This is a genomic window from Microbacterium sp. BE35 (genome assembly GCF_031457705.1).
GTDB lineage: Bacteria > Actinomycetota > Actinomycetes > Actinomycetales > Microbacteriaceae > Microbacterium > Microbacterium trichothecenolyticum.
In genome coordinates this window covers 129,414-144,959 of the sequence record NZ_JAVDXD010000005.1, presented here as the reverse complement: position 1 = coordinate 144,959, position 15,546 = coordinate 129,414, and the positions used below count along the sequence as shown (strand labels likewise).

11 protein-coding genes, 1 other RNA gene and 1 riboswitch are annotated in these 15,546 nt (G+C 72.1%); of the genes, 8 read left to right on the top strand and 4 right to left on the bottom strand.

What is annotated here, in order from left to right:
• The first annotated feature begins 43 nt into the window (after positions 1–43).
• From J2Y46_RS16565 to ffs, 3 genes are all read left to right on the top strand, one after another.
• A complete protein-coding gene (locus J2Y46_RS16565; RefSeq protein WP_045300134.1) occupies positions 44–1,543 on the top strand; it encodes an APC family permease in 1,500 nt (499 codons plus the stop codon).
• Positions 1,536–2,234, top strand: a complete 699-nt coding sequence (locus J2Y46_RS16560; protein WP_245619608.1) for an IclR family transcriptional regulator — start codon at positions 1,536–1,538, stop codon at positions 2,232–2,234. Before J2Y46_RS16565 ends, J2Y46_RS16560 begins: the two co-directional genes overlap by 8 nt.
• Positions 2,235–2,264: 30 nt before the next feature.
• Positions 2,265–2,361: signal recognition particle sRNA small type (ffs, locus tag J2Y46_RS16555), an RNA gene on the top strand.
• Here the strand turns inward: ffs and J2Y46_RS16550 are convergent.
• Positions 2,356–3,027 carry an NUDIX domain-containing protein gene (locus tag J2Y46_RS16550; RefSeq protein ID WP_045300132.1) on the bottom strand — a complete coding sequence of 224 codons (672 nt, stop codon included), beginning with the start codon at positions 3,025–3,027 and terminating at the stop codon, positions 2,356–2,358. The genes ffs and J2Y46_RS16550 overlap by 6 nt on opposite strands.
• Before the next feature lie 110 nt (positions 3,028–3,137).
• On the opposite strand from J2Y46_RS16550, the gene pta reads away from it, so the two are divergent.
• The 4 genes from pta (at position 3,138) to J2Y46_RS16530 (ending at position 9,891) form a co-directional block, all read left to right on the top strand.
• Entirely contained in the window at positions 3,138–5,285 is a 2,148-nt protein-coding gene (pta, locus tag J2Y46_RS16545; protein WP_045300130.1) for a phosphate acetyltransferase, read from the top strand.
• Positions 5,286–5,316: 31 nt separating this feature from the next.
• Complete coding sequence (locus J2Y46_RS16540; RefSeq protein WP_045300128.1) at positions 5,317–6,543, top strand: acetate/propionate family kinase; 1,227 nt, start codon at positions 5,317–5,319, stop codon at positions 6,541–6,543.
• Between the two features lie 94 nt (positions 6,544–6,637).
• Positions 6,638–7,369 carry an HAD family phosphatase gene (locus J2Y46_RS16535; RefSeq protein ID WP_045300126.1) on the top strand — a complete coding sequence of 244 codons (732 nt, stop codon included), beginning with the start codon at positions 6,638–6,640 and terminating at the stop codon, positions 7,367–7,369.
• A complete protein-coding gene (locus J2Y46_RS16530; RefSeq protein WP_045300124.1) occupies positions 7,366–9,891 on the top strand; it encodes a glycoside hydrolase family 65 protein in 2,526 nt (841 codons plus the stop codon). Before J2Y46_RS16535 ends, J2Y46_RS16530 begins: the two co-directional genes overlap by 4 nt.
• Before the next feature lie 111 nt (positions 9,892–10,002).
• Here J2Y46_RS16530 and J2Y46_RS16525 read toward each other — a convergent pair whose 3' ends face one another.
• From J2Y46_RS16525 to thiM, 3 genes are all read right to left on the bottom strand, one after another.
• Positions 10,003–11,535, bottom strand: coding sequence for a bifunctional hydroxymethylpyrimidine kinase/phosphomethylpyrimidine kinase (locus tag J2Y46_RS16525; RefSeq protein ID WP_310243730.1), 1,533 nt, complete (start codon positions 11,533–11,535; stop codon positions 10,003–10,005).
• On the bottom strand, positions 11,532–12,206 hold the full coding sequence (gene thiE / locus J2Y46_RS16520; protein ID WP_310243728.1) for a thiamine phosphate synthase: 675 nt from the start codon (positions 12,204–12,206) through the stop codon (positions 11,532–11,534). Before thiE ends, J2Y46_RS16525 begins: the two co-directional genes overlap by 4 nt.
• Entirely contained in the window at positions 12,203–13,021 is an 819-nt protein-coding gene (gene thiM / locus J2Y46_RS16515) for a hydroxyethylthiazole kinase (RefSeq protein WP_310243726.1), read from the bottom strand. Before thiM ends, thiE begins: the two co-directional genes overlap by 4 nt.
• A riboswitch (TPP riboswitch) is annotated at positions 13,012–13,106 on the bottom strand. (Overlaps the previous gene by 10 nt.)
• 155 nt (positions 13,107–13,261) lie before the next feature.
• Between thiM and J2Y46_RS16510 the strand changes: the two genes are divergently transcribed.
• A complete protein-coding gene (locus J2Y46_RS16510; protein ID WP_310243725.1) occupies positions 13,262–15,544 on the top strand; it encodes a DNA polymerase III subunit gamma and tau in 2,283 nt (760 codons plus the stop codon).
• Positions 15,545–15,546: the final 2 nt, after the last annotated feature.

Below are 15,546 nucleotides of genomic sequence, written 5' to 3'. Positions count from 1 at the left end.
CGGCAGCCGCGTATCGTGTGGTCCGCAACACCCGGAGGGCGACATGACCGCACTGGAGCGCGCGATCGCGCGGCCCGACCCCGTCCACGACTTCGGAGCCCGCTCGCCCTTGTACGGTCTCGAGCGGCGCAGCGTCGGTTTCATGGACGTGCTCGCGCAGTCCGTCGCCGCGGTCGCACCCGCCGCCGCGGCGACGACCGTCGTGCTCCTCGTCGCGGGCATCTCACCGTCGGCGACCGTGCTGTCGATCGTCCTCGCCGGGGTGCTGAGCCTGCTGGTGGCCCGCACGATCTCGCAGTTCGCGCGCCGACTGGCCGCCGCAGGCTCCACCTACACCTACACGGCGCGGGGTCTGGGGGCGGGTGCGGGCCTCGCGTCCGGCGCGGCGATCCTCGTCGGCTACGGCGCGATCGCGATGTTCGCCCTGCTGGGCGGCGCCTACTACGTGACATTCCTGCTGGAGGCGGTCTGGCCCGCGTTCGGCGGACCCGGCACCCTGGCGGCGGTCCTGGCGGCGGAGGCCGCATTCGTCGCGGTCGTGCTGGTGCGCGGCATCCGCATCTCATCGCGGATCGCCCTCGTCGTCGAGGGGCTGTCGGTGGTGCTCATCGCGGTGCTCCTGGTCGTGCTGCTGGTCCGGATCGGCCCGATCGATCCGGCGGAGGTCCTGGGACTCGGTGGGATCGAACCCGCCGCGCTCGCCGCGGGTTCGGTGATCGCACTCACCGCGTTCGTCGGCTTCGAGAGCGCCTCGACGCTCGGCGTCGAGGCGCGCACGCCTCTTCGCAACGTGCCCCGCGCGATCGTGTGGACGGTCATCCTGTCGGGTGGGCTCTACGTGCTGGCCGCCGTCGCCCAGGTCGCGGGCTTCGACGCGCTCGGAGCATCGCTCGCCGCGAGCGCCTCTCCGATCAACGAGCTCGCCACCGCGTACGGGCTGGGCGGATGGGGCGTCGTGGCCGACATCGGCATCGCCGCGTCGTTCCTCGCGTGCGCGATCGGCTCGACCACCGCGCTCACGCGGGTGGTGTTCACGATGGGCCGCGACGGCGTCCTTCCGCCGGTGGCCGGGCGAGCCCACCCACGCTTCGGAACGCCGATCGGCGCCGTCGCACTGGCCCTGCCGGTGATCATCGTGGTGCCGTTCGCGCTGCTGCTCGCGGGACTCGACGTCCGCGGCGCGATGCACGCGACCATAGCCGTCGGGGGCGCCGGCTATATCGTCGCGTACATCCTGGTGTGCGCGGCGGCGCCGGTGTTCCTGCGGCGCATCGGCGAGGCGACGATCGGGTCGACGGTCGCGGCGACGGTGTCGGCGGTCGTGCTCGCAGCCGCGCTCGTCACCTTCTTCGCGGTCGACGCCGCGGCGGGCAGCGTCGCACTGTGGGTGGTGCTGGCGGTCGCCGGGATCGCCGCCGTCGCGGTGGTCGTGCGGCTGCGACGGGGGCTGCCGTCCCTGGCGCGGATCGGCTCGTACGACGAGCCCGTCGCCTCCCAGGTGCTCGGCGGTGTCGCCCGACCGGAAGCGGCCGATGGTGACTGACGAGCCCTCGCGGGGGCCGACGCTCACGGCACGCCAGCCCAAGGCGGTGCACAGCGCGCTCGGCGTGCTGGAGGCCGTGGCGCATCTGGGCGCGGGGGCGACGGCGCGCGAGATCTCGCAGGAGCTGGGACTGCCGCGCGCGACCGCCTACCGGCTGCTCAACCTCCTCGTGCAGGACGAGTACCTCGTCCGCACGCCCGACCTCACGGGCTTCGCGCTCGGCGCCAAGGTCGTGCAGCTCGCCGCGGTGGCCGCGGGACCGGCGCGCCTGACGTCAGCCGCGCGGGGAATCGTGGCGGAGGCCCGCGCCGCCCTGCGCGGCGGGGTGCACGTGGTGTTCTTCGTCGACGGGCGCGTCGCGGTGGTCGACGCCGATCCCGACTTCCCGCTGTCGGACGAGGTTCGCCTCGCGCGCGAACCCGCCAGGTCCGCGATGGGGCGCCTCCTGCTGGTCGAGCAGGAGAGTGCGCAGAGCACGACCCGACAGGAATTCGCCGAGCTCGGCGCGACGCGGCAGCTGGGCGAGATCGTCCCGGGCTACGGCTGCGTCGCCGTGCCCATCCGGGATGCGACCGGCCGCTTCGCGGGCGCCGTCGGCTTCTCGGGTCCACGTCATAGGGCCGACGAGCCCTCGCAGGTGCTGTCGGTCCTTCACCCGCTCGCCGTGCGTCTCGGGCCGCTGGTGGTGTGACTGACCGGTCTGCGGACGGGTTAGACTTGACCCAGCTCTCCGCGAGGCGGCATCCAGGCCAACTCCCCCAGGACGGAAACGTAGCAAGGGTAACCAGGCTCTGCCGGGTTCGCGGAGAGTCTTAATTTTCCCGGGCGAACGGGCCCTCCAGCATCGACCACTGCAGCAGCATGATGGTCTTCGCGTCCTGGATCCGCCCGTCGCGGACCATCGCGAGAGCCTCCTCGATGCCGAGGTCGAGCAGCTCGATGTGCTCACCCTCCTCCGCCAGGCCGCCGCGCTCGCCGACCCCGGCCGCGCCGTCGTAGGGCGCCGCGAAGAAGTGCAGCCGCTCCGTGACCGAGCCCGGGCTCATGTAGACGTCCCACACGTGCTCGAGCTCGCCGATGTCGACACCGGTCTCCTCGACGGCCTCGCGCCGGATCGCGGTGGCGGGGTCGTCCTCGTCCAGGAGTCCTGCGGCGGTCTCGATCAGCATGCCGTCGGGGTGGTCGTTGACGTAGACGGGGTAACGGAACTGGCGCGTGAGCAGCACCGTGCGTCGGGCCGGGTCGTACAGCAGCACGGTCGCGCCGTTCCCGCGGTCGTACGTCTCGCGCTGCTGGGTCTCCCAGCGGCCGGACGGCCCGCGGTACTCCAGGGTGGTGCGCCGCAGCACGTGCCACGCCGACGCGAGAACCTCGACGTCGGTCACGCGCACGTCCCGGTTGCGGTCGAGCTCCCGCCCCGTCCGGTCGAGGCCGGTCCGGCCGCGATGATCGGGGACGTCGATTCCGGGGCGAGGTTCGTGCATGCCGTCGAGGGTATCCGCGGGGGCCGCCGATGCGGACTCCGTGGGGCGTGCTGCTTTTGTTCCGGTGGCACGCCTGGCCGCGGCATCCGTCCCGCCCATAGGCTGGTCGCGTGGCGCAGAGCATCTACATCACGTCGGCAGAAGGCCACTCGGGGAAGTCAACGGTCGCTCTCGGGGTGCTCGACGCACTGAGCCACGCGACACCGCGGGTGGGGGTGTTCCGGGCGATCGCCAGGTCGACCGTCGAGCGCGACTACGTGCTCGAGATGCTGCTCGATCACGACGGCGTCGATCTTCCGTACGACGACTGCATCGGGGTCACCTACGACGACGTCAGGCATGATCCGGATGCTGCGCTCGCGACCATCGTCGAGCGCTACAAGGCGGTCGAGGCCCAGTGCGACGCGGTCGTGATCGTCGGCAGCGACTACACGGATGTGGGGAGCCCCGCCGAGCTCGCCTACAACGCCCGCATCGCGGCGAACCTCGGAGCCCCGGTGCTGCTGGTGCTGGGAGGCCGCTCGGCTCAGAACCAGACGCAGCCCGAGCAGCTCGGCTCCTCGCTCGCGCGCACGCCCGCCGAGATGGGCCAGATCGCCGACCTGGCGCTCGCGGAACTCGCCCACGGGCGGGCGAAGCTGTTCGCCGTCGTGGCGAACCGCGCCGACGCCGAGCGCGCCGATGAGACCCTCGACGCCATCCGGCGGTCGATCCAGGCGCACCTCGACGGCGCCGCCCCTGCCGCACCTGTTCCCGTCTGGGCGATCCCGGAGGACCGGTTCCTCGTGGCGCCGTCGATCCGCGGCATCATGCGCTCGGTCGACGGAGAGATGCTCGCCGGCGATGCCGGCCGGCTCACGCGCGAGGCGCTCGCGGTGGTGGTCGCGGGGATGTCGATGGTGAACGTGCTGCCGCGCCTGCTGGAGGGTGCAGTCGTCATCATCCCCGCGGACCGCTCCGAGGTGCTGCTGGCGACCCTGCTCGCCAACGCGTCGGGTACGTTCCCCTCGATCTCGGGCATCGTGCTCAACGGCGGGTTCGAGCTGCCCGAGCCCGTCACGCGCCTGATCGACGGCCTCGGCTCGAGCGTGCCGATCATCACGACCGAGCTCGGCACCTACGAGACCGCCGTGCGCATCATGGGCACCCGCGGCCGCCTCGCCGCCGACTCGCAGCGCCGCTACGACACGGCGCTCGCCCTCTTCGAGCAGAGCGTCGACACCGACGAGCTCCTCGTCGCGTTCGGCCTGGCGCGCGCGACGGTCGTCACGCCGCTCATGTTCGAGTTCCAGCTCATCGAGCGGGCGCGCGCGCAGCGCAAGCGCATCGTGCTCCCCGAGGGCGACGACGACCGCGTGCTGCGTGCTGCGGCGACGGTGCTCAAGCGCGGCATCGCGGACCTCGTGATCCTCGGCGAGCCCTTCGAGGTGCGCGCCCGCGCGATCGAGCTGGGCATAGACATCCAGGGCGCCGAGGTGCTCTCGCCCATGGACGCCGTCCACGTGCACAAGTTCGCCGAGGAGTACGCGCGCCTGCGCGCCCACAAGGGCGTCACCGTGAGGCAGGCCGCCGACACCGTCACGGATGTCTCGTACTTCGGCACGATGATGGTGCACCTCGGTCTCGCCGACGGCATGGTGTCGGGCGCCGCGCACACGACGGCGCACACGATCCGCCCCGCGTTCGAGATCATCAAGACCAGGCCGGGCGTCTCCGTCGTGTCGAGCGTCTTCCTCATGGCACTCGCCGACCGCGTGCTGGTCTACGGCGACTGCGCCGTCATCCCCGACCCGACGAGCGAGCAGCTCGCCGACATCGCGATCTCGTCGGCTGCGACCGCTTCGCAGTTCGGGATCGACCCGCGCGTGGCGATGCTCTCCTACTCGACGGGGGAGTCGGGATCGGGTGCCGATGTCGAGAAGGTGAGGGATGCCACGGCCCTCGTCCGCTCGCGAGCCCCGGAGCTCCTCGTGGAAGGGCCGATCCAGTACGACGCGGCGGCCGATGCCGCGGTCGCCGCGGCGAAGATGCCCGGGTCGGCGGTCGCGGGGCGCGCGACGGTCTTCGTCTTCCCCGACCTCAACACCGGGAACAACACGTACAAGGCGGTGCAGCGCTCGGCGGGTGCCGTCGCGATCGGGCCGGTGCTGCAGGGCCTCAACAAGCCGATCAACGACCTTTCGCGAGGCGCCCTGGTCGACGACATCGTCAACACGATCGCGATCACCGCGATCCAGGCGCAGGAGGCCGGGCGCTGAGACGGCGACCGGAAGAAGAAGGGAACGCGCGATGACCCCGGTGCTCGTGATCAACAGCGGCTCGTCGTCGTTCAAGTACCAGCTCCTCGACATGGACTCCGAGCGCACGCTCGCTTCCGGACTCGTCGAGCGCATCGGCGACCCGATGGGCGTCGCGCGTCACACCGTGTACGCCACGCCGACGGACGGCCCCTCGCCGGCCTTCCTCGACGCCACGCGCACCCGCGAGCTTCCGATCCCCGACCACACCGCCGGCTTCGGCGTGATGCTCGAGGCGTTCGCGTCGGACGGCCCGTCGCTCGCCGAGACGCCGCCGGTCGCCGTGGGGCACCGCGTCGTGCACGGCGGTGCACGCTTCTTCGAGCCGACGCTGATCACGCCCCTCGTCGAGATCAACATCGACGAGCTGTCAGTGCTCGCCCCTCTGCACAACCCCGCGAACCTCGCCGGCATCGTCGCCGCCCGTGCGGCCTTCCCCGACGTGCCGCACGTGGCCGTCTTCGACACCGCCTTCCACCAGACCCTGTCGCCGGCGGCCTACACCTACGCGATCGACGCCGAGGTCGCGGCATCCCATCGCATCCGCCGCTACGGATTCCACGGCACGTCGCACAAGTTCGTGAGCGAAGCCGCGGCGGCGTTCCTCGGGCGCCCGCTCGCCGAGCTAAGGCAGATCGTGTTCCACCTCGGCAACGGGGCGTCGGTGACCGCGATCGACGGCGGCCGCTCGGTCGACACCTCGATGGGGTTCACCCCGCTCGAGGGGCTGGTGATGGGCACCCGCTCGGGCGACATCGACCCGGCCGTGCTGTTCCAGCTCGAACGGCGCGCCGGCATGACCGTCGACGACCTCGACGAGCTGCTCAACAAACGCAGCGGGCTGCTCGGGCTCGCGGGCTCCAACGACCTGCGCGACATCCGCGCTGCGATCGAACGAGGCGAGGAACGCGCGATCCTCGCGTTCGAGGTGTACGTGCACCGGCTGCGCGCCTACGCCGGCGCCTACCTCGCGCAGCTCGGCGGCGCCGACGTCATCTCGTTCACCGCGGGTGTAGGCGAGAACGCACCCCACGTGCGCGCGGGAGCGCTCGAGACGCTCGGCTTCGCGGGCGTCGAGATCGACCCGGCTCGAAACGAGAGCCGCGAGCGCGGCATCCGGATCATCTCGACGGATGCCTCGGCCGTGACCGTCCTCGTCGTGCCGACCGATGAGGAGCTCGAGATCGCGCGCCAGACCCTGAGTGTCGCCCGCGCGTGACCGTCACGGGGTGCGACCGGACACCTGCCCGCATTACGCTTGCTGGACGGCGCGATGCAGTGCCGACGCACCCGCACCCGCTCTCGGAGGTTCTGTGGCTGACGACGCCCTGCCCGATCTGACCGCTTACGACGCCGTGCTGTTCGATCTGGACGGCGTCCTCACGCCCACCGCCGAAGTGCACATGCATGCCTGGCAGACGATGTTCGAGGAGCTCTTCGCGGCGTGGGACATCACCCCGCCGTACGCCGAGCGCGACTACTTCGATCACCTCGACGGGAAGAAGCGCTACGACGGAGTGGCGAGCCTGCTGCGCTCCCGCGACGTCGAGGTGCCGTGGGGCCACCCGTCCGATCCGGTCACGGCCGACACGGTGTGCGGCATCGGCAATCGCAAGAACGCCGTGTTCGAGCGCGTGCTCCGCGCCGACGGCATCTCGGCGTACCCGGGCTCGCTGCGGCTTCTCGACGCGCTCGCGGCAGCAGGCACCACCGTCGCGGTGGTGTCGAGCTCCAAGAACGCGGAGGAGGTGCTGGCGGCAGCCGGCATCCGTGATCGCTTCGCCGTCGTCATGGACGGCGTCATCGCCGAACGCGACCACCTCGCCTCGAAGCCCGCACCCGACGTGTTCCTGGAGGCGGCACGGATGCTGGGCGTCGAGCCCGCGCGCAGTGTCGCGGTGGAGGACGCCATCAGCGGCGTGCAGTCCGCTGCGGCCGGCGGGTTCGGGCTGGTGGTGGGCGTCGACCGCGGAGCCGGCGAGGAGGACCTCGTCGAGGCGGGCGCACACGTCGTGGTGAAGGATCTGGAGGAGTTCGCACGATGATCGATCGCGACCGGTTCCCCGTCGACCCGTGGCGCCTCGTCGAGACGTCGTTCGACCTCGATGACGCCGGCGTCACAGAGACGCTGTTCGCCGTCGGCAACGGCTACCTCGGCCTGCGAGGCAACCAGCCCGAGGGCCGCCACGCACATGAGCACGGCACGTTCATCAACGGGTTCCACGAGACGTTCCCGATCCGTCACGCCGAGCAGGCCTACGGCTTCGCCGAGGTGGGCCAGACGATCATCAACGCCCCCGACGCCAAGGTCATGCGCGTCTACGTCGACGACGAGCCGCTGTCGCTCGATGTCGCCGACGTGCGCGAGTACGAGCGGACGCTCGACATGCGCGACGGCGTGCAGCGCCGGCACATCCTGTGGGTCACGCCGTCGGGCAAGGAGGTGCGGATCGATTACGAGCGGCTGGTGTCGTTCGAGGAGAAGCACCTCGCGCTCATGACGGTGGACGTCACCGTGCTCAACGCCGACGCCCCCGTCACCGTGAGCTGCCAGATCCTCAACCGTCAGGATGGCGAAGACGTCTACGGCGGCACTCCGGCGGCGCCGCGCAGGGCCGGATTCGACCCGCGAAAGACAGAGAAGCTGCACGAGCGCGTGCTGCAGCCGCAGGAGTACTGGCAGGACAAGCTGCGCTCGGCCCTGTCGTACCGCGCCACCGACTCGGGCATGACCATCGCCGTCGTGGCCGATCACCTCGTCGAGACGGCGAACGAGTACACCTCGCGCACGCTCATCGAGCCGGACATCGCGAAGAACGTGTTCCGCGTGAACGCGAAGGCCGGTGTGCCGATCCGGGTCACGAAGCTCGTGAGCTACCACACGTCGCGTGGCGTGCCCGCGCGCGAGCTCGTCGACCGCTGCCGCCGCACCCTCGACCGCGCCCTCGGCGAGAGCGTCGATGCGATCCGCGCCCAGCAGCGTGCGTGGCTCGACGCCTTCTGGGAGCGTTCGGACGTGCGCATCGGCGGCCACGACGACCTCCAGCAGGCGACCCGCTGGTGCCTGTTCCAGCTCGCGCAGGCGTCTGCGCGTGCCGACGGCCAGGGTGTGCCGGCGAAGGGCATGACGGGCTCCGGATACTCCGGGCACTACTTCTGGGACACCGAGATCTACGTTCTCCCGTTCCTCGCGTACACGACGCCGCTGTGGGCGCGCAACGCGCTGCGGATGAGGTACCTGATGCTGCCCGCCGCCCGCAAGCGTGCCTTCCAGCTCAACGAGGCCGGCGCGCTGTTCCCGTGGCGCACGATCAACGGCGAAGAGGCCTCCGCCTACTACGCCGCCGGTACCGCGCAGTACCACATCAACGCCGACGTCAGCTTCGCGCTCGCGAAGTACGTGCGCGCGACCGGCGACACCGACTTCCTCTTCCGCGAGGGCGTCGACATCGCCGTCGAGACGGCGCGCCTGTGGGCGACCCTCGGCTTCTGGCGCTCGAGCGACGGCGTGCTGGACGGCGAGGGCGACACGTTCCACATCCATGGCGTGACCGGGCCCGACGAGTACACCACCGTCGTCAACGACAACCTCTTCACGAACGTCATGGCGCGCTTCAACCTCCGCTTCGCCGCCCGCACCATCCGGGAGATGGCCGAGGCCGACGGCGAGGTCTACCGCCAGATGGTCGATCGCCTCGCCCTCGAGCCGGGCGAGCCCGAGGCGTGGGAGCGGGCCGCCGAGGCCATGCACATCCCGTTCAGCCCGAGCCTCGGCATCCATCCGCAGGATCACGTGTTCCTCGAGCGCGAGATCTGGGACCTCGAGAACACCCCGCCCGACAAGCGGCCCCTGCTGCTGCACTTCCACCCGCTGGTGATCTACCGGTACCAGGTGCTCAAGCAGGCCGACGTCGTGCTCGCCCTGTTCCTGCAGGGCAACCACTTCTCCGACGAAGACAAGCTCGCCGACTTCGAGTACTACGACCCGCTGACCACCGGTGACTCGACCCTGTCGGCGGTCGTTCAGTCGATCCTCGCCGCGGAGGTGGGCTACCAGGACCTCGCGCTGGAGTACTTCCGGCAGTCGATCTTCGTCGACCTCGGCGATCTGCATCACAACGCGTCCGACGGTGTGCATGTGGCGTCCGCCGGTGGCGTGTGGACCGCACTGGTGTCCGGATTCGGCGGCATGCGCGACCACTTCGGCGAGCTGTCGTTCGACCCGAGGCTTCCCGCCTCGTGGCCGTCGCTCGAGTTCGTGCTTCACTGGCACGGCACGCGCCTGGTCGTCACGGTCACCCGCGACGAGGTGCGGGTGCGCGCCACGGAAGGCGACCCCGTGGGCTTCAGCGTGCGAGGCGCGGGCTACGTGGTCGGCGCGGGCGAAGAGGTCGTCGCTCCGCTCGACGGGCAGGGCCCGGTGATCCCGGGGCGCCCATCGCTGCGCGAGCTCGGCGACGCTCGCCGTGAGGACGGCTCGCTGCTGTCGGCATCGGTGCCCACGGTCACCTCGACGATCCCCATCATCGTCGGCGCCGCCGACGTCGAGCACGGCGCCGACGTCTGACGCGCCTGCGAGATCAGGAGATCTGGCCAGAGCAGGGCGATTCGCGGGGAATCCACCTGTCGCCGCCGGATCTCCTGATCTCACCGACGTCGCGGTGCCGCCGCGGCACCGTCACGCTCGGGCGAAGAACTCCCGCTCGTGCGCCATCGAGCACGCGAAGGCCGCGTCCATGCGCGCCCGTTCGATCGGCCCGGCCTCGAGCGCAGACGCATCGGCGATCTCGGTCGCGCGGGCGGTCGCGGCGGTGAAGCCGGGGTCGCCGTACATCGCGAGCCAGTCGTCGTAGGGATGCGCATCGTGTCGCCGGGCGGCGAGACGGATTCCGAGGTCCGTATAGAGCCAGAAGCACGGCAGCAGCGCGGCCACGAGTTCGCCGTAGGAACGGGCCGACGCATGGAGGTGGTTCGTGTACGCGAGCGTCTGCGGCGCGGGGGCGACCACCGCCGAGCCGAGGTGCGACTCGTGGAGCCGGCGCTCCTCGACGATGGCGGACTCCGCTGCGCGCGCCCAGAACGCCTGCTCCTGCGACGTCGGAGCGAGCGCGCTCGCCTTCGCCAGCACGCGCGAGTACTCGCCGAGGTAGATCGCGTCCTGCGCGAGGTAGCGCAGGAACGTCTCGCGCGGCAGCGTGCCGTCGCCGAGCCCGCGCACGAACTCGAGGTCGTCGACGTCGGCGCGCACCGCTGCCGCGGCCTCCCACACGCGTGCCGACCATGAGGGGAGGGGACTGGTCCCCACGACCGCTCCGCACGCCGCCGGCGCGTCGCGCAAAGCCTCCGGCGGGGGCCCAGCCTCGCCCCGGAGCTCGTGGAAGTGGTCGACCGGACCGTTGCCCTCGCCCACCCGCAGCGCGTCGGCGTGCGCGAGCGCGCCGGTGAGCCACGTCTTCGCCCGCTGCAGTGCATCGGGCCAGGTCGCGCCGCCCGCACGCAGCGTCGCCATAGCGGACGAGAGCGAGCAGCCGGTGCCGTGGGTGTGACGCGTTTCGACGCGCACGCCCCCGACTTCGTGCACCGTGCCGTCGGCCGCCACGATCGCATCCGGGCATTCGGCGCCGTCGAGGTGCCCGCCTTTCAGCAGCACCGTCGTGCCGGTGTCGCGTGCGAGGGTCTGCGCGTGATCGATGGCCTGCACCCACGAGGTCGCGTGAGTGCGTCCGATCAGCACCGCGAGCTCCGCGAGATTCGGGGTCACGAGATCGACCTCGCCGGCGAGCGCTCGCAGTGACTCCTCGGCAGCGGGGTCCAGCAGCGGGTCGCCGCTCGTCGCCACCATCACCGGGTCGAGCACCACGATCGGCGGGCGCACGCGTCCGAGCCACTGCCGAACGGTGGTGATGATCTCCGCCGACTGCAGCATGCCGATCTTGACCGCGTCGATCTCGACGTCGTCCGACACGGCGTCCAGCTGCGCGGCGAGGAACGCCGTCGGCGGCACGTGCACGTCGCGCACGCCGAGCGTGTTCTGCGCCACGAGTGCGGTGACCACGGCCATGCCATAGCCGCCGAGGGCGCCGATCGACTTGAGATCCGCCTGCACACCGGCGCCGCCGGTCGGGTCGGTGCCGGCGATGCTGAGCACCCGCGGGATCGACACGGCTCGAACCGGCGTCGGTGCAGGCGCGGCGAGCGAGGTGCCGGTCACTGCGCGACCCCCTCGAGCGAGGTCGCATCGGCTGCGCTCCGCAGCGCGCGGGCCGCCGCGGCCGGGTCGTCCGCGCCGCAGATCGCCGACACGACCGCGACGCCCGCAGCCCCGCAGTCGCGCAGGGCAGCGACATCCGACTCGGTCACCCCGCCGATCGCGATGCACGGCAGGTCCGCGCCCGCGGCGAACGCCGCGAAGCCCTCGACGCCGAGCGCCGGCGGGTGGTCGGGCTTCGTCGACGTCGGCCGGATCACCCCGACCCCGAGGTAGTCGATCGTGCCGTCGCGGGGGAGACGCGCTGCAGCCCGATGCTCCGCGGAGTTCGCGGTCCATCCGATCACGGCCTTCGACCCGAGCAGCCGGCGCGCCGTTTCGGGCGGGAGGTCGCTCTGTCCCAGGTGGACGCCGTCGACGCGGGCTCCGGCATCCTGGGCGGCGACGGCCACGTCGACGCGGTCGTTGACGAGGAGCAGGCAACGGCGGTCGATGACGTCCGAGAGGGCTCGCGCCTGGCGCAGCATTTCGCGGGCGGTCACCGACTTCGCTCGCAGCTGCACGACGTCGACCCCCGCGCCGACCGCGGCGTCGACGACCTCGAGCAGTCGGTCGAACGGCAGGCGGTCGTCGGTCACGAGGTGCAGCGCGAGACGCGCGCCGCGCCTCGTCATCGGATCGCCAGCACGTCGGCGACGCGCGCGTCGAGCTCGGCCGGTGCTGCGGCCACGGCGTCGAGCGCGTCGAGCAACGCCACGCCGAAGGTGCCCGGTCCCTCCGCGCGGGCCGCGGCCCGTTCGGACGCGACCGCGTAGAGGACGGACGCCGCCACCGCCGCCTCGAACGGAGCACACACGCCGACGAGCGCGGCCATCACCGCGCCGAGCGAGCAGCCGCCGCCGGTGACGCGCGTGAGCAGCGCATCCCCACCATGGACGCGGACCACCCGCTCGCCGTCGGTCACGAGGTCGACCGGGCCCGACACGGCCACCACGCCGCCGGTGCTCAGCGCGAGGGATCGCGCGGCGCCGGCCGCGGCATCCGTTCCGTCCGTCGCATCGACTCCGCGACCGCCGCCGCCTCCGCCGGCGAGGGCGAGGATCTCGGAGGCGTTGCCGCGGATGATCGCGGGACGGTGCTCGAGAAGCTCGGCGGCGAGGGCCGTTCGCACGGGCAGCACGCCGACCGCGACCGGGTCGAGCACCCACGGGGTGCCGGCGCGCACCGCTTCCCGGGCGGCCTCGCGCTGCTCGGCGGTCGGGGTGCCCAGGTTGACGAGCACGCCGTCGGCGACGCCGGCGAAGAGCCCGGCCTCGCCCGGTATGTCGGACATCGCGGGGGCGGCGCCCACCGCCAGGAGTGCGTTCGCGGTGTAGTTCGTCACCACCGAGTTGGTGATGCACTGCACCAGGGGCGAGGTCTCCCGCAGCGCCGTCAGCGCGGCGGCGGGGGAGAGGGCGGACAGGTGTGCTTCGGTGCGCGCGTTCATCGCGACATCCCTTCGCTCGCATGATCGAGATCAGGTTCGACGGGTGTGTTCTCAGCCCGCCGTGCGGGCACCCCGTGTCACTGCCGAGCAATCTAGCAGGGGATCCCGACGGGCCATCGCCGTGTGTCGCCGGCCGGCGCGGCTCGGGTCCGACCTCCGTCGCCGAGCCTGTCGAGGTGCGGTCGCGGTGCGATGGGCTGAGCCTGCCGAAGTGTCGGCCCCACGCCGTAGGCTGGGGGAGTGACCACCGCCCTCTACCGCCGCTACCGGCCCGAGTCGTTCGGCGAGATGATCGGGCAGTCGCAGGTCACCGAGCCGCTCATGACCGCGCTGCGCGGCGACCGGGTCGGTCATGCGTATCTGTTCTCGGGCCCCCGCGGGTGCGGAAAGACCACGTCGGCGCGCATTCTCGCCCGGTGCCTGAACTGCGCGCAGGGCCCGACCGACACGCCGTGCGGCACGTGCGACAGCTGCGTCGAGCTCGGCCGTGGCGGCGGAGGTTCGCTCGACGTCGTCGAGATCGACGCGGCGAGCCACAACGGCGTCGACGATGCCCGAGACCTGCGCGAGCGCGCGGTGTTCGCGCCGGCCCGCGACCGGTTCAAGATCTTCATTCTCGACGAGGCGCACATGGTCACCCCGCAGGGCTTCAACGCCCTGCTCAAGCTCGTCGAAGAGCCGCCCGACCACGTGAAGTTCATCTTCGCGACGACCGAGCCCGAGAAGGTCATCGGCACCATCCGGTCGCGCACCCATCACTACCCGTTCCGGCTCGTGCCTCCGGCCGCCATGCTCGAGTACGTCGAGCAGCTGTGCGCGCAGGAGAGCGTGAACGTCGAGCAAGGCGTGCTGCCGCTCGTCGTGCGCGCGGGCGGCGGATCGCCCCGAGACACCCTGTCGCTGCTCGACCAGCTGATCGCCGGCTCGGAAGACGCCAAGGTCACCTACGCCCGCGCGGTCGCGCTGCTGGGCTACACTCACGCCGAGCTGCTCGACGAGGTGATCGACGCGTTCGCCGCCTCTGACGCATCGGCCGCCTTCGCCGCGGTCGACCGCGTGGTGCAGACCGGGCAGGACCCGCGCCGCTTCGTCGACGACCTGCTCGAGCGCCTGCGCGACCTCATCGTCGTGTCGGCGACCGGACAGGGCGCCGCCGCCGTGCTGCGGGGCGTCTCGGCCGAAGACCTCGCGCGCATGCAGCGCCAGGCCGACGCGTTCGGTCCGTCGCGGCTGTCGCACATCGCCGACCTCGTCATCGCGACCCTCGACGACATGACCGGCGCCACCTCGCCGCGTCTGCAGCTCGAGCTGATGGTCGCCCGCGTTCTGGCGCGCGGCGCCGCTCCCGTCGCCGCGCCCACGGCAGCTGCTGCACCCGCTCCCGCTTCGACGGCTCCCGCCGCCACCGCACCTGCAGCCGCTGCGCCCGCCGCCACTGCACCTGTACCTGCAGCCGCTGCAGGTACCCCGCCAGAAGTGGCTGCGCCGGCGGCTCAGGTCGCGCAGCCTGCCGAGCCCGCGCCTGTGGCGTCCCCTCCCGTCCCCGCCGGCCCGGTCACGCTCGACCGCCTCCAGCAGGCTTGGCCGCACGTGCTCGCGCAGCTCGAGAACGTCAGCCGCTCGTCGTGGATGCTCGCTTCGGGCGCCCGTACCGTGGCGCTCGACGACGACGTGCTCACCCTCGCGTTCTCGAGCCAGAGCGACGTCGCGAAGTTCAAGCAGCTCGCCGCGGGCAAGGGACCCAGCGAAGACCTGCGGCAGGCGATCCTGGCCGTGCTCGGCATCCGCGTGAAGTACATCGCCCGTCACGACGCAGCCGGCGGCTCCGGTGGAACCGGCGGTGCGGGCGGCCCGGTGGCGCCGGCACCCTCCGGCCCCGGTCGCGAAGCTCCGCGCCAGGCGGCCGCAGCCGAGGCGCCGGCCGCCCGCGCCACGGTCGCCCCGCCGAGCGGGTCGCGGCCTGCGCAGGCGGCGTCACCGCGTGCGTCGGCACCTGCTGCGCCCGCCCCGGTAGCGGCTGCGCCGCGTGCGACAGCTCCCGCGGCGCAGCGTGCGACAGCTCCCGCCGCGCCGCGACCGACCACGCCGGCTGCGGCTGCGCCGGTCACCGACTGGGCCGTCGCACCCATCCCGTCCGACGACGACGCGCCGCCGCCCGACCCGGGCCCCGCCGCCTTCCCCGCCGAGACTCCTGCGCAGTTCGCGGTCGACGACGAACCCGAAGACGCCGAGGCAGCGACCGCTCGGGTCGCGACGCTCGCGCCGCCTCGCGAGGGCGAGGTCCTGCCGCGTGCCGAGATCGCGCCGGCGCTCGAACGCGATGACGATGACGATGACGACGAGGACGACGCGGATGCCGCCGCCGACCTCCCGGTCCCGCCCACGGTCGCGCCGCCGCTGACCCCGGTGGTCACGACCCGCAACGGCGGCGTGCAGCGCTACGGCGAGGCGGTCGTGCGTCAGGTGCTCGGCGCGACGTTCGTCCGCGAGGAGCCCTACGAGCCCCCGACGAGGTTCAGCTAGCC